The 22,714-nt window shown below is 66.5% G+C and carries 17 protein-coding genes; 6 read left to right on the forward strand and 11 right to left on the reverse strand.

Going from position 1 to position 22,714, the window contains the following annotated elements:
• Positions 1–11: 11 nt before the first annotated feature.
• The 5 genes from AB4Z00_RS18890 to AB4Z00_RS18910 all read right to left on the reverse strand — a co-directional run bounded on the left by AB4Z00_RS18890 (position 12) and on the right by AB4Z00_RS18910 (position 10,162).
• Positions 12–320: a putative quinol monooxygenase gene (locus AB4Z00_RS18890; RefSeq protein ID WP_132264439.1), complete on the reverse strand. Its 309-nt coding sequence runs from the start codon at positions 318–320 to the stop codon at positions 12–14.
• A 179-nt stretch (positions 321–499) separates the two neighbouring features.
• Positions 500–1,933 carry a glutamate synthase subunit beta gene (locus tag AB4Z00_RS18895; RefSeq protein ID WP_132264441.1) on the reverse strand — a complete coding sequence of 478 codons (1,434 nt, stop codon included), beginning with the start codon at positions 1,931–1,933 and terminating at the stop codon, positions 500–502.
• 19 nt (positions 1,934–1,952) lie between these two features.
• Positions 1,953–6,590: a glutamate synthase large subunit gene (gene gltB / locus AB4Z00_RS18900; RefSeq protein ID WP_442046902.1), complete on the reverse strand. Its 4,638-nt coding sequence runs from the start codon at positions 6,588–6,590 to the stop codon at positions 1,953–1,955.
• A 274-nt stretch (positions 6,591–6,864) separates the two neighbouring features.
• Positions 6,865–8,862 (reverse strand): hypothetical protein, encoded by a 1,998-nt coding sequence (locus AB4Z00_RS18905; RefSeq protein WP_442046903.1) that lies wholly within the window; start codon positions 8,860–8,862, stop codon positions 6,865–6,867.
• 46 nt (positions 8,863–8,908) lie between these two features.
• The gene (locus AB4Z00_RS18910; protein WP_442046904.1) at positions 8,909–10,162 is read right to left on the reverse strand and encodes a TIGR04063 family PEP-CTERM/XrtA system glycosyltransferase; all 1,254 of its coding nucleotides are present in this window, start codon (positions 10,160–10,162) and stop codon (positions 8,909–8,911) included.
• A gap of 65 nt (positions 10,163–10,227) precedes the next feature.
• On the opposite strand from AB4Z00_RS18910, the gene AB4Z00_RS18915 reads away from it, so the two are divergent.
• From AB4Z00_RS18915 to trmB, 4 genes are all read left to right on the forward strand, one after another.
• Complete coding sequence (locus AB4Z00_RS18915) at positions 10,228–10,464, forward strand: hypothetical protein (protein WP_132264449.1); 237 nt, start codon at positions 10,228–10,230, stop codon at positions 10,462–10,464.
• Positions 10,457–11,815: a putative O-glycosylation ligase, exosortase A system-associated gene (locus AB4Z00_RS18920; RefSeq protein ID WP_132264451.1), complete on the forward strand. Its 1,359-nt coding sequence runs from the start codon at positions 10,457–10,459 to the stop codon at positions 11,813–11,815. Before AB4Z00_RS18915 ends, AB4Z00_RS18920 begins: the two co-directional genes overlap by 8 nt.
• A gap of 204 nt (positions 11,816–12,019) precedes the next feature.
• On the forward strand, positions 12,020–12,715 hold the full coding sequence (ctrA, locus tag AB4Z00_RS18925) for a response regulator transcription factor CtrA (RefSeq protein ID WP_021233000.1): 696 nt from the start codon (positions 12,020–12,022) through the stop codon (positions 12,713–12,715).
• Positions 12,716–13,110: 395 nt separating this feature from the next.
• Complete coding sequence (gene trmB, locus AB4Z00_RS18930; RefSeq protein WP_134094772.1) at positions 13,111–13,842, forward strand: tRNA (guanine(46)-N(7))-methyltransferase TrmB; 732 nt, start codon at positions 13,111–13,113, stop codon at positions 13,840–13,842.
• Between the two features lie 147 nt (positions 13,843–13,989).
• On the opposite strand, the gene AB4Z00_RS18935 is transcribed toward trmB, so the two are convergent.
• Positions 13,990–16,251 carry an NADP-dependent malic enzyme gene (locus AB4Z00_RS18935; RefSeq protein WP_132264456.1) on the reverse strand — a complete coding sequence of 754 codons (2,262 nt, stop codon included), beginning with the start codon at positions 16,249–16,251 and terminating at the stop codon, positions 13,990–13,992.
• A gap of 150 nt (positions 16,252–16,401) precedes the next feature.
• On the opposite strand from AB4Z00_RS18935, the gene mutS reads away from it, so the two are divergent.
• Both mutS and AB4Z00_RS18945 read left to right on the forward strand, forming a co-directional pair.
• On the forward strand, positions 16,402–19,011 hold the full coding sequence (mutS, locus tag AB4Z00_RS18940; protein WP_442046958.1) for a DNA mismatch repair protein MutS: 2,610 nt from the start codon (positions 16,402–16,404) through the stop codon (positions 19,009–19,011).
• Between the two features lie 23 nt (positions 19,012–19,034).
• Positions 19,035–19,253 carry a hypothetical protein gene (locus tag AB4Z00_RS18945; protein WP_442046905.1) on the forward strand — a complete coding sequence of 73 codons (219 nt, stop codon included), beginning with the start codon at positions 19,035–19,037 and terminating at the stop codon, positions 19,251–19,253.
• A gap of 199 nt (positions 19,254–19,452) precedes the next feature.
• Here the strand turns inward: AB4Z00_RS18945 and AB4Z00_RS18950 are convergent, their stop codons facing one another.
• The 5 genes from AB4Z00_RS18950 to gluQRS form a co-directional block, all read right to left on the reverse strand.
• The gene (locus tag AB4Z00_RS18950) at positions 19,453–19,773 is read right to left on the reverse strand and encodes a hypothetical protein (protein ID WP_442046906.1); all 321 of its coding nucleotides are present in this window, start codon (positions 19,771–19,773) and stop codon (positions 19,453–19,455) included.
• A 129-nt stretch (positions 19,774–19,902) separates the two neighbouring features.
• Positions 19,903–20,772, reverse strand: a complete 870-nt coding sequence (locus AB4Z00_RS18955) for a 3-hydroxyacyl-CoA dehydrogenase family protein (RefSeq protein WP_243841069.1) — start codon at positions 20,770–20,772, stop codon at positions 19,903–19,905.
• 64 nt (positions 20,773–20,836) lie between these two features.
• Positions 20,837–21,418, reverse strand: coding sequence for a cob(I)yrinic acid a,c-diamide adenosyltransferase (locus AB4Z00_RS18960; RefSeq protein ID WP_442046907.1), 582 nt, complete (start codon positions 21,416–21,418; stop codon positions 20,837–20,839).
• A gap of 50 nt (positions 21,419–21,468) precedes the next feature.
• Positions 21,469–21,702, reverse strand: coding sequence for an HIG1 domain-containing protein (locus tag AB4Z00_RS18965; protein ID WP_132264465.1), 234 nt, complete (start codon positions 21,700–21,702; stop codon positions 21,469–21,471).
• The gene (gene gluQRS / locus AB4Z00_RS18970; protein ID WP_442046908.1) at positions 21,699–22,544 is read right to left on the reverse strand and encodes a tRNA glutamyl-Q(34) synthetase GluQRS; all 846 of its coding nucleotides are present in this window, start codon (positions 22,542–22,544) and stop codon (positions 21,699–21,701) included. The genes AB4Z00_RS18965 and gluQRS overlap by 4 nt, the downstream gene beginning before the upstream one ends.
• Between the last annotated feature and the right edge of the window lie 170 nt (positions 22,545–22,714).

Here is a 22,714-nt window from a genome sequence, read left to right on the forward strand (position 1 = left end):
CAGCAGCGCGTTCAGGCGGAGACGCCGGATATGGCCTCGTCCATGACGTAATGGCTCATCGCCCCGCCCACGCCCATGTCGCCGAAGGCGGCGCGGAAGCGGGTAAAGCTGTCCAGCGCGCGGGCAGCCTCGTGGGCTTCCATCGATGTCCACACGACGTTGAAGGTGAATTTCGACGGATTCTCCACGCCCCGACCGAATCGGACGGAGACGACGCCCTCGCAAGCGGCGAGCTGGGCCAGCCCGTCTTCGTTCATGGCCGCGGCGAAAGCGTCCTCGGCGCCCGGACGCACTTCGATCTCGGCGATTTCCAGCAGCATTCGGGCGTTCTCCGGGGGACAGGTACGAGCGAGCCTCGCCGCGTCCCGGCCTTGGGTCAATCGCCGGCCGGGAGTGATCGCCCGGACGGAATGCCGGCATGAAAAAGGGGCGCTCCTTGCGGAACGCCCCTTTTCAATTCAGCGGAACGTCCTTTTTCAATCCAGCGGACCGGCCGGCTTCAGCGCGGCAGTTCGGAAGCACCCATGAGCGCTTCGTCCACGGCGCGGGCGCACTGGCGGCCTTCGCGGATCGCCCAGACCACCAGCGACTGGCCGCGGCGCATGTCGCCGCAGGACCAGATGGCCGGGTCGCTGGTGCGGTAGTCGACCATGGTGGCCTTGACGTTGCCGCGTGCGTCCAGATCGACGCCCGACTGGTCGAGCATGCCGGCCTTGCGGGGGCCGACGAAGCCCATGGCGAGCAGGATGAGGTCGGCCTGGAGCGTGAACTCGCTGCCTTCCACTTCCTGCATCTTGCCGTCCTTCCACTCGACGCGGACGCATTCGAGGGCACGGACGTCGTTATCGCCGACGACGCGCTTGGTCAGCACCGCCCAGTCGCGATCGACGCCTTCTTCGTGGCTGGACGAGGTGCGCAGCTTGAGCGGCCAGTTCGGCCAGGACATCGCCTTGTTCTCGTGCAGCGGCGGCTTGGGCATGATTTCCAGCTGAGTCACCGAAGCGGCGCCCTGGCGGTTGGAAGTGCCGACGCAGTCCGAACCGGTGTCGCCGCCGCCGATGACGATGACGTGCTTGCCGGTGGCCGAGAGCGTGCCGCGCGGAGCGGCGCGGAGTTCGTCGTCGCCCGCGTTGCGCTTGTTCTGCTGGGTCAGGAATTCCATCGCGAAGCGCACGCCCGGCAGTTCGAAGCCGGGGATGTTCAGCGGACGGGGATCTTCGGCACCGCCGGAGAACACGACAGCGTCGAAGTTCTCCTTGAGCGAGGCGACCGAGACCGTCACGCCCACTTCGGTAGAGGTGCGGAATTCCACGCCTTCAGCCATCATCTGCACCAGGCGGCGGTTGATGAGGTGCTTTTCCATCTTGAAGTCAGGAATGCCGTAGCGAAGCAGGCCGCCGACCCGGTCGTTCTTCTCGAACAGGGTCACCGAGTGGCCGGCGCGGGCCAGCTGCTGCGCGCAGGCCATGCCTGCCGGGCCGGAACCGACCACGGCCACCGACTTGCCGGTCTTCTTCTCGGCAGGCTTCGGCGTGATCCAGCCTTCCTGCCAGCCCTTGTCGACGATCGCGCATTCGATCGACTTGATGGTGACCGGCTGGTCGATGATGTTCAGCGTGCACGCGGCCTCGCACGGGGCGGGGCAGATGCGGCCGGTGAACTCGGGGAAGTTGTTGGTCGAGTGGAGGACTTCCAGCGCGTTCTTGAAGTCGTCCTCGTAGACCAGGTGGTTCCAGTCGGGGATGATGTTGTTGACCGGACAGCCGGTATGGCAGTGCGGCACGCCGCAGTTCATGCAGCGCGATGCCTGGTCCTTCAGCGCTTCCGTCGACAGCGGGACGACGAATTCGTTGTAGTTCTTCAGGCGCTCGGTGGCGTCGCCGTAAGTGCGATCCTGGCGGTCCAGTTCGAGGAAGCCGGTTTCCTTGCCCATCTTGATACGTTCCTAGATCTTATTCTGCTGCGACCGAGGCGGCTTCGAGGCGTTCCGCCTCCTGCTGGCGCAGAGCCTTCGCATAGTCGCGCGGCATCACCTTGACGAACTTGCCCAGCGCGTTCGACCAGTCGTCGAGCAGCGCGCGGGCTCTTTTCGAGCCGGTGTGCAGGTGGTGGCGTTCGAGCAGGATGCGCAGGCGCTCCGCATCGTGGCGCAGCATGTCGCCCATGCCCAGGTCGCGGACCGAGACGGTGCGCTGCTGGGGACGGCCGGTTCCCTCTTCGTCTTCGTCTTCGGCCGAGATGCGGATGAGATCGACCATCGCCGGGTTCACCAGCTTCTCGAACTCGCCGTCCTCGTCGTAGACGTAGGCGATGCCGCCGGACATGCCTGCCGCGAAGTTGCGGCCGGTCTTGCCCAGCACCGTCACGACGCCGCCGGTCATGTATTCGCAGCCGTGGTCGCCGCAACCTTCGACGACCGCGATCGCGCCCGAGTTGCGGACTGCGAAGCGCTCGCCGCCGACGCCGTTGAAGAACGCCTCGCCGGAAATCGCGCCGTAGAGCACGGTGTTGCCGACGATGATGTTCTTGAGCGGATCGCGGTTCACATGGCCGGGCTGGCGCACGATCACGCGGCCGCCGGACAGACCCTTGCCGACATAGTCGTTGGCATCGCCGGTCAGGTCGAGCGTGACGCCGTGGGCAAGCCAGGCGGCGAAGCTCTGGCCGGCGACGCCGGTGAGCTTCACGTTGATCGTGTTGTCGGGCAAGCCGTCATGGCCGTAGCGACGGGCCACTTCGCCCGAGAGCATCGCGCCGACCGTGCGGTTGACGTTGATGACGCTCTTTTCGATGCGAACGGCCTGGCGGTTGTCCAGAGCGTCGCCCGAAGCGGCAATCAGCTCGTTGTCGAGCGCGTTCTCAAGACCGTGGTCCTGCGCTTCGCTCCAGCCCAGCGAGGGGCTGTCGCCCAGCGGTGCCTGGTAGAGCACCTTGGACAGGTCGACACCCTTGGCCTTCCAGTGCTGGACGGCCTTCTTCATGTCGAGCTTGTCGACCCGGCCGACCATTTCCGCGATCGTGCGGAAGCCGAGTTCGGCCATGATCGCGCGCAGTTCCTCGGCGACGAAGAAGAAATAGTTGACCACATGCTCGGGCTGGCCGGTGAAGCGGGCGCGCAGGACGGGGTCCTGGGTGGCGACGCCGACCGGGCAGGTGTTGAGGTGGCACTTGCGCATCATGATGCAGCCGGCCGCGATCAGCGGCGCGGTGGCGAAGCCGAATTCTTCCGCGCCGAGCAGCGCGGCCACGGCAACGTCACGGCCGGTACGCAGGCCGCCGTCGGCCTGGACCACCACGCGGCTGCGCAAGTTGTTGAGCAGCAGGGTCTGCTGGGTTTCGGCCAGGCCGATTTCCCAGGGCGAACCCGCGTGCGTCAGCGAGGTGAGCGGCGAAGCGCCGGTGCCGCCTTCATAGCCCGAGATCGTGATGTGGTCCGCGCGGGCCTTGGAAACGCCCGCGGCAACCGTGCCCACGCCCACTTCGGACACCAGCTTGACCGAGACGCGGCTGGTCGGGTTCACGTTCTTGAGATCGTGAATGAGCTGCGCGATGTCTTCGATCGAGTAGATGTCGTGGTGCGGCGGCGGCGAGATCAGGCCGACGCCCGGCGTCGAGTGACGGGTGGCGCCGATGGTCTTGTCCACCTTGTCGCCCGGCAGCTGGCCGCCTTCGCCGGGCTTGGCGCCCTGGGCCATCTTGATCTGGATGTCGTCGGCGTTGACGAGGTACTCGGTGGTCACGCCGAAGCGGCCCGAGGCGACCTGCTTGATCGACGAACGCATGGAGTCGCCGCCCGGCAGGGGCTTGAAGCGCGAGGGATCCTCGCCGCCTTCGCCGGTGTTCGACTTGCCGCCGATGCGGTTCATCGCCATCGCCAGCGTGGTATGCGCTTCCCACGAGATCGAGCCGTAGCTCATCGCGCCGGTGGCGAAGCGCTTCACGATCTCGCTGGCAGGTTCCACTTCGGAAATGTGGATCGCCTGGCCGGGAACGAACTCCATCAGCCCGCGGATGGTGAGCATCCGGGTCGACTGGTCGTTGATGGTGCGGGCGAATTCCTCGTACTTGGCGGGGATATTGCCGCGCACGGCGTGCTGGAGCGCGCCGATGTTCTCGGACGTCCAGGCGTGTTCCTCGCCGCGGACGCGCGAGCCGTAGATGCCGCCGACGTCGAGCATGCTGGCGTAGATCGGGTTGTCGCCATAGGCCGCATCGTGGCGGCGGACGGCTTCTTCCGCGATTTCGGTCAGGCCTGCGCCTTCGATGGTGGTGGCGGTTCCGGTGAAGTACTTGTCCACGAAGGCGGTCGAGAGGCCGACCGCGTCGAAGATCTGCGCGCCGCAGTACGACTGATAGGTCGAGATGCCCATCTTGGACATGACCTTGCGGATGCCCTTGCCGACGGCATAGACGTAGTTCTTCGCCGCCTGCTCCGCCGTCACCGGCAGGTTCTTGCGAACGCGCACGGCCTCGATGGTTTCGAAGGCGAGATAGGGGTTGATCGCTTCGGCGCCGAAGCCCGCCAGCGCGCAGAAGTGGTGGACTTCACGCGCTTCGCCGGTTTCCACGACGAGGCCGGTCTGCATGCGCAGGCCCTGGCGGACGAGGTGGTGGTGGACGGCGGCCGTCGCCAGCAGGGCCGGCATCGGGATACGGTCGGGGCCCTGGGCACGGTCGGACAGGACGAGGATGTTCTTGTCCGCCAGAACCGCTTCGGTCGCGGCCCAGCACATTTCCTTGATCGCCATTTCGATGCCCGCGGCGCCGGTCTTGGCGTCCCAGGTCATGTCGATGGTGGCGGTGCGGAAGGCGCCGTCGAGCGCGGCTTCCACCGAACGGATCTTGGCGAGGCCAAGGTCGGTCAGGATCGGCTGGCTGACTTCCAGGCGCTTGTGCGTGCCGGCATCGTGGCCGAGCAGGTTCGGGCGCGGGCCGATCATCGAGACGAGGCTCATGACCAGTTCCTCGCGGATCGGGTCGATCGGCGGGTTGGTGACCTGCGCGAAGTTCTGCTTGAAATAGTCGTAAAGCAGGCGGGCCTTGTTCGACAGCACCGGGATCGGCGTATCGGTGCCCATCGAGCCGAGCGGATCGTCGGCAGCGACGGCCATCGGCTCCAGGAAGCGGCTGACGTCTTCCTGGGTGTAACCGAAGACCTGCTGGCGATCGAGCAGCGTGCCCGTGGGGGCGGGCAGCTCGGCCAGTTCGGGTTCGATCACGTCGAGATCGGCCAGCTTGTACTGCGCCTGGTCGAGCCACTTCTCGTAAGGCTCTTCGTTGGCAAGCTGGGTCTTGATTTCCTCGTCCTCGATGATGCGGCCCTGATCGAAGTCGATCAGGAGCATCCTGCCGGGCTGGAGGCGCCACTTGCGGACGATGTTGTCTTCCTTGATCGGAAGCACGCCGGATTCCGACGCCATGACGCAGATGTCGTCGTCCGTGACGAGGAAGCGCGCGGGGCGCAGCCCGTTACGGTCGAGTGTGGCGCCGATCTGGCGGCCGTCCGTGAAGGCCACGGCGGCCGGACCGTCCCAGGGCTCCATCAGGGCGGCGTGGTATTCGTAGAAGGCGCGGCGTTCCGGCGTCATCAGCGGGTTGCCCGCCCATGCTTCCGGAATCAGCATCATCATCGCATGGCTGAGCGAATAGCCGCCCGCCAGCAGCAGCTCGAAAGCGTTGTCGAGGCAGGCGGTGTCCGACTGGCCATGCGGGATCAGCGGCCACATCTTGTCGAGATCGGCGCCGAGCAGCTCCGATTCCATGGTGCGGCGGCGCGCGTTCATCCAGTTCACGTTGCCGCGAACCGTGTTGATCTCGCCGTTATGGGCCATGAAGCGGAACGGATGCGCCAGCTTCCAGCTCGGGAAAGTGTTGGTCGAGAAGCGCTGGTGCACGAGGCCGAGCGCCGAGACGAACTCGGGGTTGCGCAGATCGTCGTAGAACGAGCCGACCTGGGTCGCCAGCAGCAGGCCCTTGTAGACGATCGTGCGGCTGGAGAAGCTCGGCATGTAGAGCTCGGTCAGGCCGGGCAGCTTGTGCTTTTCGGCCATGGCCTTGAGCGGGTTCTGCGTCTGCTTGCGGATCGCCAGGATCTTGCGCTCGAAAGCGTCCTGGTCGGCGCAGTTGTCGCCGCGGCCGACGAAGCACTGGCGGATCACCGGCATCGAGTTGATGACGGTCTTGCCCAGGCCATCGAGCGTGACGGGAACGTCGCGCCAGCCGATCAGGTGCTGGCCTTCCTTGGCGATGAACTTTTCGAAGGTCTGCGTGATGAGGTCGCGGCTGGCCTCGTCCTGCGGCAGGAAGCACATGGCGACGGCATAGTCGCCCGGCTGCGGCAGTTCGACGCCGGTCGCGGCGGCCCAGCTACGGAACAGGCCATCGGGAAGCTGAGTCAGGATTCCTGCGCCGTCACCCAGCAGCGGGTCGGCACCCACCGCACCGCGGTGGTCGATATTTTTCAGGATTTCCAGCGCCTGAGTAATGATAGCATGCGTTTTCTGGCCTTTGATATGGGCTACGAAGCCCACACCACAGGAGTCGTGTTCGTTACGCGCATCATAAAGGCCCTGGGGCTTAGGAAATCCCATCGATATAAACCCATCCTGTCATTTTTTGCCGGGGACCTGTCCACGCCCCGCCGCGCACGAATCGTGCGGCGCCGGTGCGCGTCATGGTGGTCCCTCGCGCCCCCATGACGATTGCGGGACGCTTTTGCAATGGTGAAGGCAGGGGTGCGCGCAAAATTTAGTGCGTGTGCGCGGGAAAAAAGGGAATTTTGTTATGCGAAAACGTGTTTCAGTTGCGTGGAACGCGTTTTGACAGGGACCGGCTGCTCAAAGGCCAGTCCCCGGGACCGACCGTTCAGGCGGCCCCGCTCATGCGCTGGAGCGTGGCAAGCGCGGCGCGCAGGGCTTTTTCTGTTTCGCTGGGATCGGGGCGCGCGGGCGGGTCGAACGGGCGGTGCCCACCGTCCTCGGCAAGGTGCGCCTCTTCCACCGAGCCTGAGTCCTCGCCGAATGTCTCGGCGGGGGCGGCGTTCTCGTCGAAGCGCACGAAGTTCTGGCGGGGCGCCTGGCGCGAGAGGTTGAGCAGCGAGGAGTAACCCTGCTCGAGCACGGCCTCCTGTTCGTCGTCCTCGGGAGCCTCGGCATAGTCGAAGTCCTGCGAGAGCGGGTCGAAGGCGGCATATTTGCCGAGATCCTCGGCCTCGGCCTCATCACCAAGCCGTTCCGCCTCTTCGGCATCCGCCAGGGTGCGGGCCAGGACCGAGATCGGGCGGGCCGGCGCCAGGCCGATGTGGCGGGGCGGGACGTAGCCGGGCAGTGCGTCCTCGGCTTCGTCATGGCCGAAGGCATCGAAGCCCACCGGACGCAGAGCCGCGGGGATGCGGGTGGTGGCGGAAGGGACGATGTCCTGCTCCGGCGATTCCCGATCCGGCGATGCTTCGTCCGGGACCGGGCGCAGGGGCGCCGTGAACGGCGCTACCGAGGCAAGGCGCGGGAGCGTGGAGAGGGAAGTGGCAGGCGCGGGGAAAGCGATGGTCTCGGTGCCCGGCGATGCGGGATCGAAAAGCGGCGCCGGCATTTCGGCGGTTGCGGTGCCGTTGGGCGCGTTGATTCCTGAAGCCGTGCCGTCGGACGGCGCGCTGTCAGGAGTGGCGGCCTGAAGACGGCGCCTGCGCTGCTGCTCCATGGCCAGCGCCAGGCGTTCGAGCAGTTCGACTTGCGAAAGGTCTTCGAGATCGGCGCCGGCAATCCGCTCCGCGGCCTGCGGCAGCTCTTCTGCGGCCCGGAAGGACACGGCGATATCGGCCGTCTCCGCCGCTTCGGATGAAAACAGCGGCCGGCCTTCGGAAGCCGGCGTTTCGGCCACTTCCGACAAGGAGCGCGAATAGGCTTCGAACAGGCGGTTGTTCAGGGTTTCGGGCGCCGGTGCGGATGCGGCAGGCTCGGGGACATCGTCCTGCGAGACGGCCCAGGCGGCCGGCGAGAAGGTGTGGGTTTCCTGGCGCGGTTCGAGCCATTCCGGGATGCGGCCGAAGGGGCCGTGATCGTCTTCGGCAAAACCGTCTGGGCCAGGAACGTCCGGGCCGATGGTTTCGGGCGCGGCTTCCTCAGCGCGGGCCTCGGAAGCGATTTCGGCTTCGTCCTCGTTCGCGACAGACCATTCGGCGGCCAGTGATTCGGGCATGTGCGATTCGGGCATCTCGGCGGTTTCGAGAGCGCCGGCCGTGTCCAGGTCGCTCTCGGCCAGAGTCGGTTGGCGATAGGCGTGCTGCTCGGGCGGGAGCGCCGGGTCGGTCAGGCCGGCGGCCTCGATGCCTTCCAGGTCGAGATCGGAGAGGTTGAGAATCGGCGGCTGGCCGTTCCCGGAAACTTCGGCGTCGGTTTCGGCTGCGGCATCGGCCTCTTCCAGCCGGGGCGCTTCCTCGGCCACCAGCGCGAAAGCACGGCGGCGGCGCGGCATGGCGGCGGACTTGCGATCCTGCGCCGGGTCGGCTTCAGGTTCGAGATCGGTTTCCGCAGGTTCCAGCCCGGCGAAGGGCATGCGCGCCGTGCCGCTTTGCGAGGTCTGCGCTTCGGCGGTCTGGGCCACGCGGCGGGCGGCCACCAGGCCGATCAGTCCGCCCAGGCCGGTAAGCCCGAGGGCAAACAGGATGCGGGCGGTCGTCCCCAGCGGGGGCGCGGCCATGGGCACCAGCTTGGCAATGCCGGTCGACAGGACGATATGCTCGATCAGCGCCGGACTGACGATGATCGAACCCAGGCCGAACAGGGCCGCGAACCACAAGGCCACGATGGCGGGGAACAAGGGATGACGGCTGATCGGCTGGGGCTTCCTGTTCTCTGGTTTCGCCACGTTTCTAAACCCCGTTCTCAGATCTGTTTGAGCGGAAGCCGCCAGCTCAGGCAGCGGTTTCCAGCCCTTTTCGTGCATCGAGAGGTGCCACCATTTGGTAAACGTCTCGATAACGACCGGCATTGACGGCCCAATCGTGCCGTTCCCGGACATGTTGGAGCCCGGCCTGGCGGTAGGCATCCCACGATTCGCGCGCCTCCAGCAAGCCCGCAAGTGCGGCGGCGCAGGCGGCGGGATCGTCTGGCGCGAAGAGAGTGCCGGTCTTGCCGTGAGTGACCAGTTCGCGGTGCCCGCCCACGTCGCTGGCGGCCACGAGCTTGCCCTGCGCCATGGCCTCCAGCGGCTTGAGCGGCGTGACGAGGTCCGTCAGCCGGCTTTTCTTGCGCGGATAGGCCATCACGTCGGCCAGGGCGTAATAGCGCTCCACGTCCTGATGCGGCACGCGGCCGATGAAGCGGATCGCGCCGGCAGCGGGAGAAGCCAGCGCCTGCGCCCGCAGCGCCTCTTCGCGCGGGCCGCCGCCCACCAGCAGCAGCCGCGCCAGGGGCTGGCGTTCCAGCAGCAGCGGCATGGCGGCGATCAGGTCGTCCAGCCCTTCGTAGTCGTAGAAGCTCCCGATGAAGCCGATCACCGGGCAGGCCAGGGTGCCGGCGGGGCCCTCCACCTCGAACCCGAGTTCGCGGGCGAGCGCGGGATCGCGCGGGGGCGGCGCGCCGAACAGGCTGAGGTCGACGCCGTTGGGCATGAGCGTGATCTTCCCCGCCGGCACGCCGCGCGCGACGAGGTCTTGGCGCAGGCCGTCGCAGATCGTCACGACGGCATCGGCGCGCGACACCACGCGGTTCTCCAGCGCCCGGGTCAGGCGGTACTTCAGCGAGCCTTCGCGGCCCGTGCCGTTGCCGACCGCGGCGTCTTCCCAGAAGGCGCGAATTTCATAGACGAGCGGAATGCCGTGGCGCCGGGCGACGCGCGCGGCGGCCGCGCCGCAGAGCGAGGGCGAGTGGGCATGGAGCACGTCCGGCCGCCATTCGTGCACCACCCGCTCGATGGATTCGGCGAAAAGCCCGATCTCGCGCCATTCGCGCAGGACCGGCGGGCCGCCGACCGATCCCGACGTGCGATGGAACACCAGGCCATCGGCTTCCTCCACCGCGGGACCGGCCGCCTTGTGGCGTATGCCGGTGACGCCCCGGACTTCGAAGCCCATGGCCTCCTGCGCCTTCAGGATCGCACGGGTGCGGAAGGTGTAGCCGCTCTGCATCGGCAGCGAATGGTCGAGGACGTGAAGGACGCGGGTCATGAGCCAGGTCGTAAGTCTGCAAGGCTTAACGCCGCGTCAACTCCGCACTGCTAGGCCCGGCGCCGATGGTCGACATCCTTGCCCTTGCCCTGAGTCACGGACTGCTGGCGCTGGCCGCCTGGCGGCTGCTGATGCGGCCGGATCTCGATGTCGAATCGGCGCGCGGGAACGCATCCTCTCCGCCCGACACGGCGCCGGCTGCCGGCGGAAAGGCCCCGGCCTCGCGGTCGAGAACCGCGCCCGTCCGCCGCGAGATGCGCTGGCCGGGCGGAGACGACCCGCGCGAGGACGGCGATGCTTGACCTTGCGCTGACGGGCTTCGTCGCCTGCTTCCTGCTGATCGGCTTCCGGCGCCCGTTCCTCTGGGTGCTATGCTATCTCTACGTGGACATCGTCTCCCCGCAGATCATCTCCTGGGGCATCCTGGCTCATCTGCCGATCTCGCTGATGGCTTTCGCGGCGGCGTTCCTGGGCTGGGTGGCTCTGGACGACAAGCGCGATTCGCGGTTCACCTGGCGGCAGGGCATCCTGGTGCTGCTGCTGCTCTATTGCGGCTTCACCACCTGGACTGCCGTCTATCCGGCCGAAGCGGCGGAAAAGTGGGCCTGGGTGTGGAAGGCGCTGGTCTTCGCGATCTTCCTGCCGTTCACTTTGCGGACCCGCCTGCGGATCGAGGCGGTGGCGCTCGTGATGGTGCTGGCGGCGAGCGCGCTCATCATCGACGGCGGGCTCAAGACGGCGGGCGGCGGCGGCGGCTACGGCACGCTGCGCATCTTCGTGGAGAACAACACCGGCCTTTACGAAGGGTCGATCCTCTCGGCCGTGGCGATCTCCATCATTCCCATCATTCTCTGGCTGGTGAAGTACGGCACGGTCTTTCCGGCGGACTGGCGCGTCTATCTGTTTGCCGGGGCGCTGATCTTCGCCGCTTCGCTGATCCCCGTGGGCACGCAGGCCCGCACCGGGCTGGTGTGCCTGGGCGTGCTCTGCCTGTTCTACCTGAGGACCGCGAAGCACAAAGTGCTGATCGCCGGGGGCATGGCGCTGGCGGTGATGGTGGTGGTGCCGTTCCTGCCACCGGCCTTCCTGGCGCGCATGGGCACGATCGAGAATCACGAGGCCGACCAGTCCGCCAGCACGCGTCTGGGCGTGTGGAAGTGGACCTGGGGCTATGTGAAGCAGCACCCCCTGGGCGGCGGCTTCGTGGTCAACCAGTCCAGCCGCGTCGAATACGATACCGTGGCCAAGACGACCGTGGACGGCAGCACCGAGATTCGGCGCACTCATGTGGTGGAGGAGGGCCGGGCCTTCCATTCGAGCTACTTCGAGATGCTGGGAGAGCAGGGCTTCCCCGGTTTCGGGCTATGGATCCTGCTCCAATTGACGGGCCTGCTGCAGATGGAGCAGATCCGCCGCCGCTGGCGCAAGCGCACCGGTCCGGACGAGGCCTGGGTGGCGCCGCTGGCGGTGTCGCTCCAGCTGGCCCAAGTGGTCTACCTGATCGGATCGCTGTTCGTGGGCATCGCCTTCCAGCCGTTCATCCTCATGCTGATCGGGCTGCAATGCGGGTTCTGGAGCTATCTGAAGCGCATCGATGTGCGGCTGCCACAGGCCCCGATTCGCCCCGCCAAGACGGCCATGCGAACCGCCTGACCCGGCTTTCGGACATCGCGCACCGGTTTTCCGCGATGAAATATTCCTAACACCCGCGGATTCCCTATCGCCCTGAAAATGCCCGGGCATTCGCATTTACGGCAAATTAACCTTTAACCTTCATTGGTCCTATGGTTAATACATGGAAATATCCGTTCCGGCTGGGGATTTGGGCCGATGGACGGGGGGCGAAAGGGAATTCCGATGCGAGTGCTGCTGATCGAGGATGAACCGACTACTGCGCGGGCCATCGAACTCATGCTGACGGCCGAAGGTTTCAACGTCTACTCCACCGATCTCGGTGAAGAAGGCCTCGATCTCGGCAAGCTCTACGATTACGACATCATTCTGCTCGACCTCAACCTGCCGGACATGCACGGCTATGACGTGCTGAAGAAGCTGCGCGTGGCCAAAGTGCAGACGCCGGTTCTCATTCTTTCTGGCATCTCCGAAATGGATTCGAAGGTGCGCTCGTTCGGCTTCGGCGCCGACGACTACGTGACCAAGCCCTTCCACCGCGAAGAACTGATCGCGCGTATCCACGCCGTGGTTCGTCGTTCGAAGGGCCATTCGCAGTCGGTCATCCGCACCGGCAAGCTGGTGGTGAACCTCGACGCCAAGACCGTCGAAGTCGACAGCGCCCGCGTGCACCTGACCGGCAAGGAATATGCGATGCTGGAGCTGCTCTCGCTCCGCAAGGGCACCACGCTGACCAAGGAAATGTTCCTCAACCACCTCTACGGCGGCATGGACGAGCCGGAACTGAAGATCATCGACGTCTTCATCTGCAAGCTGCGCAAGAAGCTGGCCCACGCCTGTGGCGGCGCCAACTACATCGAGACGGTCTGGGGCCGCGGCTATGTGCTGCGCGATCCGGACGAGCTTCAGGAAGTCGCGTAAAACCTACCCCTTGCGCGCCCCTGACGGGGATGTGACGCGTGAACGGAACGGCCTGCCCCTCGGGGTGGGCCGTTTCGTTTTGCGGACCCGGCCCACCCTACCTTCGTCACCCGCGAGGAGGCGAAGCCGACGCGGCAATCCAGGGCGGCGCAGAACTGCCCTGGATTGCTTCGCTACGCTCGCAATGACGAAGGTTGGTGTGGGACAGGCACGCCCAGACAGGGTGCTAGGGCATAGGGAATAGTGTGCAGGGAAGAAACCGAACCGAACCGGACCATAGACACACACAAAAGGCCCACGAAACCCCACCCTCGGCCGGTAAATCGCCGCCTCCACGGCCCCGTCAGCGGCTGCCACGTTGACCTTGCCCCGCATCGGTGCCAGTGGCCCGCGCCATGACGGCTCACAAATCCGGCGATCCGACCACGCTCAACCGCCTTTACGGCCGCGCCAAGGGCAAGCCCCTGCGCGCGGGCCAGCAGGCGCTGGTCGACAACCTGCTGCCGCGAATCGCGGTTCCCCTCGAAGGTCCGGTGACGGCCGAGCTGCTGTTCGGCGAGAATTGCCCGCTCCATTTCGAGATCGGCTTCGGCGGCGGCGAGCACCTGGCCTTCCGCGCGGACCTGCTGCCGGGGCATGGCTTCATCGGTGCAGAGCCCTTCATCAATGGCGTGGCGCAGGCGCTCACCCATGTCTCGGGCGAGAATCCGGTAGGCGGCGGGCCGGCGCAGCCGCCGCTCGGCAACGTCCGCATCCATCACGGCGATGCCCTGGAAGTGCTCTCGCGCATTCCGGACGGCTCGCTCTCGTTCCTTTACCTGCTGCACCCGGACCCTTGGCCCAAGGCGCGCCACGCCAAGCGGCGCATGATGAACGACGGCCCGGTGAACATGTTCGCGGCCAAGCTCAAGCCCGGCGGCGAGTTCCGCTTCGGCACCGACCATGCGGTCTACGTGCGCCATGCGCTGATGGTGATGCAGCGCCATACCGACCAGTTCGAGTGGCTTTGCGACAAGCCGCAGGACTTCCAGGTCCGTCCCGGCGGCTGGCCGGAAACGCGCTACGAAAACAAGGCGCGCACCGTCTATGGGCATGAGGTCTGGTATTTCCGCTATCGGCGGAAGTGAGGCGAGGATGATGTCCCGGCAATGACGTCGTCCCGGACTTGATCCGGGACCGCGAGCCATGACCAGCCCAAATCGCGGGCAGGCGCTCTTCTGAACGGTATGTCTGAAAAAGCGGCGCCCGGCATGATCCGGGCGCCGCTTTTTTCGTTACCCGGCGATCCCGGCCGCAGCCAGTACCGCCAGCGTCAGCACGTCGGGTGCCAGTGCGGTCATCGGCACGATCTGCACCGGCTTTTCCGCGCCCAGCAGCATCGGCCCGATCGAGGTGGTGCCGCCGATCTCCTTGAGCAGCTTGGCCGAGATATTGGCCGACTGCAGGCCCGGCATGATCAGCACGTTGGCAGGCGCCGAAAGGCGGCTGAAGGGATAGAGCGCCATGATCTTCGGGTTCAGCGCCGCGTCGGGGGCCATTTCGCCTTCGTATTCGAAGTCGGGCTGTTCCTCGTCGAGGATGCGGATCGCCTCGCGGGTCTGTTCCAGCCACTTGCCCGACGGATTGCCGAACGTGGAGTAGCTGAGGAAGGCCACCCGCGGTTCATGGCCCAGGCGACGGGCGACGGCCGCGGTTTCCTTGGCGATCACCGCGAGCTGCTCGGCAGTCGGGCGCTCGTTGATGGTGGTGTCGGCCATGAACACCGTGTGGTTCTTGCCCACCAGCATGTGGATGCCGAAGGCCAGCTTGCCCTCGGCCGGATCCAGCACGCGGCGCACTTCCTTGATTGACTGCGCGAAGGGGCGGGTCATGCCGGTGATAAGGCCGTCACCCACGCCCAGCTTGAGCAGGCCGGAAGCGAAGATGTTGCGATCGGTATTGACCATGCGCTGCACGTCGCGCTGCAGGAAGCCGCGACGTTTCAGGCGTTCGTAAAGCATCTCCACCATCGGGGCGACATGCTCGGAGACCATCGAATTCTCGATATGGAAGCTCTCCGGGTTGGGCACGCCCAGCTCGGCCATCTTGTCGAGGATGACCTGGGTGCGGCCGACCAGCACGGGTTCGCCATAGCCGAAGTCGCGGTACTGGATCGCCGCGCGCAGCACCACTTCGTTGTCCGCTTCGGCGAAGATCATGCGCTTGGGATTGGCGCGGACCTGTTCGTAGACGCGGGTGAGCACCGAAGTGGTGGGATTGAGGCGCGCCTTGAGCTGGTCGCGATAGGCCTCGAAGTCCTCGATCGGGCGCTTGGCGACGCCCGAATCCATGGCTGCCTTGGCCACCGCCATGGGCACGACTTCCATCAGGCGCGGATCGAACGGCGCGGGGATGATGTAGTCGCGGCCGAACTGCTGCGATTCGCCGTAAGCGACGGCCACGTCCTCGTGAACCTGCTCGCGCGCCAGTTCGGCGATGGCCGTGGCGGCCGCGATCTTCATCTCTTCATTGATGGCGGTGGCGCTGACATCCAGCGCGCCGCGGAAGATGAAGGGGAAGCCCAGCACGTTGTTGACCTGGTTCGGATAGTCCGAACGGCCGGTGGCGACGATGGCATCGGGGCGCACGGCCTTGGCTTCGGGCGGGGTGATTTCCGGGTCCGGGTTGGCCATGGCGAAGATGATCGGCTCGGGCGCCATGGTCTTGACCATCTCGGGCGTGATCGCGCCCTTGGCTGAGAGGCCGAGAACGACGTCCGCGCCTTCGAGCGCTTCGGCCAGCGTGCGCCGGTCGGTCTTCACTGCGTGGGCGGACTTGAACTGGTCCACGCGTTCGCGGCCCGGATAGATCACGCCGCGCGTATCGCAGACGAGCACGTTTTCGTGGCGCACGCCCATCGACTTGATCAGCGCGGTGCAGGCCAGCGCCGAAGCGCCTGCGCCGTTCACCACCACCTTGACGTCCTCCAGCTTGCGGCCGGTGATGAGGCAGGCGTTGATCAGGCCGGCGGCGGCGATGATCGCGGTGCCGTGCTGGTCGTCATGCATGACCGGGATGTTCATGCGTTCGCGCAGGGCCTGCTCGATGATGAAGCATTCGGGCGCCTTGATATCCTCAAGGTTGATGCCGCCGAAGCTCGGTTCCATCATGGCGATGGCCTCGATCAGCGCGTCGGTATCCTCGCTGGCGAGTTCGATATCGATGGAATCGACGTCGGCGAAGCGCTTGAACAGCACTGCCTTGCCTTCCATCACCGGCTTCGATGCCAGGGCGCCAAGGTTGCCCATGCCCAGGATCGCGGTGCCGTTCGAGATCACCGCAACGAGGTTGCCCTTCGCGGTGTAATCGTAGGCCGTGGCGGGATCGTCGGCGATGGCCTGGACCGGAACGGCGACGCCCGGCGAATAGGCAAGCGAGAGGTCGCGTTGCGTGGCCATGGGCTTTGACGCAATGATCTCGATCTTACCGGGGCGGATGGTGTTGTGATAGAACAGCGCTTCGCGCTCGGTGAACTGGATCTTCGACTTTTCGGACAAGCGATTTCTCCCGATTTGGGAGTGGCCCTAACGAATGTTCTCGCCACGCGATAGGGGAAAGGCGGCGCCCCGGCGCTTCACAAAAAGGGACGCGCGGGGCTAACGCTCACAGCCATGAGCACAGCGTCCGAGAAAGCGGGGGTGACCCCGATGATGGCCCAGTACCTTGCCTTGCGGGAGGTGGCGGGGGACTGCCTGCTGTTCTATCGCATGGGCGACTTCTTCGAGCTGTTCTTCGAGGATGCAAAAATCGCAAGCCAAGTGCTGGACATTGCACTTACCACTCGCGGCGAACACGGCGGTCAGCCCATCCCGATGTGCGGCGTGCCGGTCCATGCGGCAGAGGGTTACCTGGCCCGTCTGATCAAGGCGGGTTGCCGCGTGGCGATCGCCGAACAGACCGAAACGCCAGCCGAGGCCAAGGAGCGCGCCAGAAAGGAAGGCCGGGCTTCCAAGGCGCTGGTCGCGCGCGATATCGTGCGCTTCGTCACGGCCGGCACGCTCACCGAGGAATCGCTGCTGGAACCGCGCCGCGCCAATGTGCTGGCGGCGGCCTGCGATCTGCGGGGCACGGTGGGGATCGCGGCCTGCGACATCTCGACCGGGCGCATGGAGCTGGAAGAGTGCCCGCCCGAGCGGCTGGGCGCGGCGCTGGCGCGTCTCGGTGCGCGCGAACTGGTGGTGCCGGAGGGCTGGGAGCTGGCGCCGGACGGCGCGATCTCGCGTTCGGGGCACGAGTTTTCGTCCGACGGCGGTGACGAGCGGCTGAAGCTGGTTCACGGCGTCGCCACGCTCGACGGCTTTGGCACCTTCACGCGCGCCATGCTGGCGGCGGCGGGCGGCTTGATCGCCTATCTCGACCATGTCGGGCGCGGCAAGCTGCCGCTGCTGCTGCCGCCGGAAGCGCGCGCGAGCGATGCGGCGCTGGCGATGGACGAGGCGACGCGCGCCAGCCTGGAGATTCTCGAATCGTCTCAGGGCGGACGCAAGGGCAGCCTTGTCGAGGCGATCGACCGCTGCGTGACCGGCGCCGGTGCGCGGCAGCTGGCCGAAGACCTGTCCGCCCCGCTGACCGATCGCCACGCGATTGCCGAGCGGCTGGAACTGGTCGAATGGCTGCACGACGATCCCCTGATGCGCGAGGACATGCGCGCCGCGCTGCGGGCGCAGCCGGATATCGGCCGGGCTCTGGGCCGCGTCGTGGCGGGGCGCGGCAGTCCGCGCGACCTGGGGCAGCTTCGCGACGGTCTGTCGGGCGCGCGCCGGATCGGGGAGCGACTGGCGCAGATGGATGGGTTGCCGGTGCTGCTCGACCGGCTGATGCCGGAGCTTGGCGGAAGCCAGGATCATTGGGCCGCCCTGGTCGATCACTTCGCGCAGGCGCTGGTGGAAACCCCGCCCACCGAGCGCGGGCAGGGCGGCTATATCGCCAGCGGCTACGATGCCGGGTTGGACGAACTGCGTGTCACCTCGGGCAATGCCCGCCGCGCCATCGCCGCGCTGGAAGCGAAATACCGCGAGGAAACCGGCGTTGCCGCGCTGAAGATCAAGCACAACAACGTGCTCGGCTACTTCATCGAAGTGCCGCAGCGCCATGCCGACAAGCTGCTGGAGCCGGACAGCGGATTTTCGCACCGCCAGACGATGGCCGGGGCCATGCGCTTCAACGCGCTGGCGCTGCATGAGGAAGCGAGCCGCATTACCGAGGCAGGTGCCCATGCGCTCGCCGCCGAGGAAGCGCATTTCGAGGAACTGGTCGCCGAGGCCGTCGCCGCCCGCCATGCGATAGCCCGCACCGCTGCGGCGCTCGCCCGGCTCGATGTGGCGGCAGGACAGGCCGAGCGCGCGGTCGAGGGCGGCTGGGCGCGGCCCGAAGTCGTGGACGGTCTCTCGCTGGATATCGAGGGCGGCCGTCATCCGGTGGTCGAGGCCGCACTGAAGGTTCAGGGCGAGCGCTTCGTCGCCAACGACTGCCGCCTTGCCAGCCATGACCGGCTCTGGCTGATCGGCGGCCCCAACATGGGCGGTAAGTCGACCTTCCTGCGCCAGAACGCGCTGATCGTGCTGCTGGCGCAGGCGGGCGGCTTCGTGCCGGCCAGGTCGGCCAAGATCGGCATGGTGGACCGCCTGTTCAGCCGCGTCGGCGCTTCGGACAACCTGGCGCGCGGCCGGTCGACGTTCATGGTCGAGATGGTGGAAACCGCCGCGATCCTGGCGCAGGCGACCGATCGCAGCTTCGTCATCCTCGACGAAGTGGGGCGCGGCACCTCGACCTATGACGGCCTGGCGCTGGCCTGGGCCGTGGCCGAAGCGGTCCACGAGACCAACCGCTGCCGCTGCCTCTTCGCCACGCACTATCACGAGATGGCGCGGCTGGGAGAGACGTGCGAAGCGCTGTCGCTCCACCACGTCCGCGCGCGTGAGTGGAAGGGCGATCTGGTGCTGCTGCACGAACTGGCCGAAGGACCGGCGGACCGCAGCTACGGCCTTGCCGTCGCGCGGCTGGCCGGGGTGCCGCCCAAGGTGATCAGCCGCGCCAAGTCGGTGCTGGACAAGCTGGAGAAGGGCCGCGCCGAGACGGGCGGGCTGGCAGCGGGCCTTGGCGACCTGCCGCTGTTCGCGGCGGCGCACGATGCGCATGAGGAACAGTGCGACGCCCTGCGCGACAAGCTGCGCGATATGGACATCGACGCGCTATCGCCGCGTGATGCGCTGGAAATCCTCTACGACCTGAAGCGCGAGGCGGGTACGGACTCTTAACCCTGCGCCGCTAGTCTGCGCGGATGTTCGGGCCCAAGATCAGGAATGTCTTCAAGAGCCGGTGGCATGCGCTGTTCTGGTCTGCCAGCATGTTGCTGACGGCCTATTGCTCCGTGCCCTCGCCGGACGAGGGCGGCAATGCGAATGACGCTGCCCAGTTGGCCGGCACCCTGGCGGCGCATGCCGATAAGCAGCCGTCGGCGCACCGGAACCCCTGGGCCTTGGACAAGCCGGCGAACTAGCGGAGCTGAAAGCCCGGCTTGCGCTCCTGACGAAGGCCGATTCGCAGGCCCGACTCCGTCGAAAGGCGCGGGTCCCATGGTTTTCAGGCCGCGCGGCATCTTACGGCAAGGAGCCGCCCCTGTGCAGGGAGCGGCCTGCTTCCGTTAAAAGCGCCCCGGAACCTGGTTTTCGCCATCGGTCCCGGCCTTCAACGCCGAGTCAGCTGTCGTCGTCTTCGAAATCCTCGTCGGCGGCGTTCTGGGTGCCGTAGCGGTTTTCGAGGTCGTCCATCGTCTCTTCACCGCGATAGGCGGACATGTCGATGACGCCGCTGGTGTCCATCTGGTTCATGTGATCGACCAGATCCTCGACGTCATCCTCGTCGTCGATGCCGCCTTTCACCTTCTCGCTGTCTTCCAGGCCGAAGGGCGCGGTGGCGCGGTCCTGTGCCTCTTCGGCGACGGACTGGGCCTGCGCTTCTTCGTCATCCTGTTCGGGGTTGAAGGTTTCGGGCGCGGAATCGTCGGGACGTTCGGTCATGGCGTGTCTCCTTTGCCGGGATAACGGCTAAGGGAACACGCGGGTTCCGGTATAGGACGAACGCGACGGGAAACGGCTTCCCGTAGCGTTTCCTGTCCGCGCGCCGGACCTGTCAGCGAGCCACACCCGTCAGCGAGTAGGAACCGGCACTTCGCCCGAATAATCGTAGAACCCCCGGCCGGACTTGCGGCCGTACCAGCCGGCCTCGACATATTTCTGGAGCAGCGGGGCCGGGCGGTACTTGGGATCGCCGGTGGTCGCCAGGAACACCTTCATGATCTCGTAGAGCGTGTCGAGGCCTACGAAGTCGGCAAGCGTCAGCGGGCCCATCGGATGGTTCGCGCCCAGCCGCATGCCGGCGTCGATATCCTCTACCGAGGCCAGCCCCTCGCCCAGCACGAAGATCGCTTCATTGAGCAGCGGGCAGAGGATGCGGTTGACCACGAAGCCGGGGGCATCGCCCGCCAGCACCACGGTCTTGCCCAGGGCCTCACCGAAGGCTTTCATCCGCGCGGTCGTTTCCTCGGAAGTGGCGAGGCCGGGGATCACTTCCACCAGGCCCATGACCGGCACGGGGTTGAAGAAATGCAGCCCGCAGAAGCGCGCCGGATCAGGCGAACTGGCGGCCATGCGGGTGATCGGGATCGAACTGGTGTTGGAGGCCAGGATTGCGTTCGCGCCCAGCACTTCGCCCACGGCGGCGAAGATCTTCAGCTTGATATCCTCGCGCTCGGTCGCGGCCTCGATGATGAGGTCGCAGTCGCCCATTCCCGAGTAGTCTCCGGCCGTGGTGATGCGGGGCAGCAGCGCGTCCACGTCGGCCTGGGCGATCTTTTCCTTCGCCACCAGCCGGGCCAGGCCCTTGGCGATGCCGGCCTTGCCCTTCTCGGCGATGTCGATCGAGATGTCGGACAGGACCACGTCCATGCCCTTGCTCGCCACGGTCTGGGCGATGCCCGAACCCATGATGCCCGCGCCGATGATTCCGACTTTCCGCACTGCCAAACTCCTCTGGTGATCCCTTTGCGCCGGAAGGATTATCATCGGCGCTCGGCGAGGGAACCTAGCGATTCTGGCCGGGTACCCAAAGCACGTCGTCGGCCCCATGGCCATTCACCGCCCGGGCGAGGACGAAGAGATAGTCGCTGAGCCGGTTGAGATAGCCGAGCGCCGCCGGATTGGTGGGCGTTTCGGCGGCCATGGCGACGGCGGCGCGCTCTGCCTTGCGGGCGGAGGCGCGGGCGATGTGGACACGCGCGGCGGCCTCGCTGCCGCCGGGCAGGATGAAGCTGCGCAGCGGCTGGAGATGGGCGTTGATCGCGTCGATCTCCGTTTCCAGCCACGTCACTTGCGAGGGGACCACGCGCAGGGTCATCTCGCCGGGCGTGAAATTCTCGTCACCAGGGGCCTTGGGCGTCGCGAGATCCGCGCCAAGGTCGAACAGGTCGTTCTGGATGCGGGTGAGCACGGAACCGTGCGGCGTTTCCGTCAGCGCGCAGACGGCAAGGCCGATGGCGCAGTTCGCCTCGTCCACCGCGCCGATCGCTTCCATGCGTGCGGCATTCTTGGGCAGGCGGGAGCCGTCGACCAGGCCGGTCGTGCCGTCGTCACCGGTGCGGGTGTAGATCTTGTTGAGACGGACCAAAGTGGAATCCTTTGAAAATCCGCCCAAGGCGGATTTTGGCGGCGAAAGCCCTAGCGCGCCATGGCCAGCAGGATCGCGCAGACGATCACCGCCGCGGCCTGATACTTGATGCGGTTGAACATCATCTTGTTCTGGAGGAGCTGGTTCGCCGTGGGCTCCGTGGAGGCGGGATCCCGGTTCAGATCTTCCTTCGCGCCCTGCATGAAGGCCACGATACCGCGCACGAGGCTGACGACGACCATGATCATCAGCAGGATGATGATGGGGATGAGAATGGTGCTCATGGGCTTTGGTGTAGGCCCGCGGAAAGCGAAATGCCAGCGGGGAAGCGGTGCTGCCGAAGCGCCTCGGCGATGGCCTTGCCGTCCTCTCCCGCGCGCCGCCGGTCACCCAGCGAGGGCGCGCCGCGCCGCTTGGCGAGTTTGCGCCCGTCCGGCTCCACCAGCAGGGCATGATGATGCCACAACGGCACCGGCAGGCCGAGCAGCGCCTGCAGCAGCCGGTGGACATGGCTCGCCGGAAACAGGTCCATCCCGCGGGTGACGAGGGAAATGCCGTCGGCCGCGTCGTCCAGCGTGGCGGCCAGGTGATAGCTGGCGGGCAGGTCCTTGCGCAGCAGCACCACGTCACCGAAGATTTCGGGCGCGGCACGCAGGGTACCGGCCCCCTCGTCCGTCCATTCGAGCGGGCCGGTCAGGTCCAGCGCGCCTGCGGCGTCGAGCCGCCAAGCCGCGCCTTCGGGGTCGATCTCCTGGTGGCGGCAGGTGCCTGGATAGACCGGGCCGTCCGGTCCCATTGCGGTGGCTGCGGCGGCGATCTCGGCGCGGGTGCAGCGGCAGGGATAGAGCAGGCCCAACGCCTTCAGGCGCTCTCCCGCCTCGGCATAACTGTCCAGGCGGCGGGACTGGAAGTGGACGTCTTCATCCCATTCCAGGCCGAGCCATTCGAGGTCGCGGAAGAATTCCTCCACGAATTCCGGGCGGCTGCGCTCTCCGTCGATATCCTCGATCCGCAGCAGGAACGCGCCGCCCCGCGCGCGGGCAAGGTCATGCGCCATCATGGCCGCATAAGCATGGCCAAGGTGCAGCGGGCCGTTGGGGCTAGGGGCGAAGCGGGTGCGGATCATCGCTCCTGCTCCTAGCCGCGCTGCGGCGTGCCGCAAGGGCAAGTGGCGATAGGCGTTTCCGTTTCGCGCTTCCGGCGGGGTTCTGGCTGTGCCTTCGCCTCTGCCGGTGTCCCCTGGCCTTGCCCTGCCTTTGCCTCGACCGCCGCCCCCCCTTCGTCATTGCGAGCGCA

Source organism: Novosphingobium sp. YAF33 (genome assembly GCF_052113265.1).
Lineage (GTDB): Bacteria > Pseudomonadota > Alphaproteobacteria > Sphingomonadales > Sphingomonadaceae > Novosphingobium.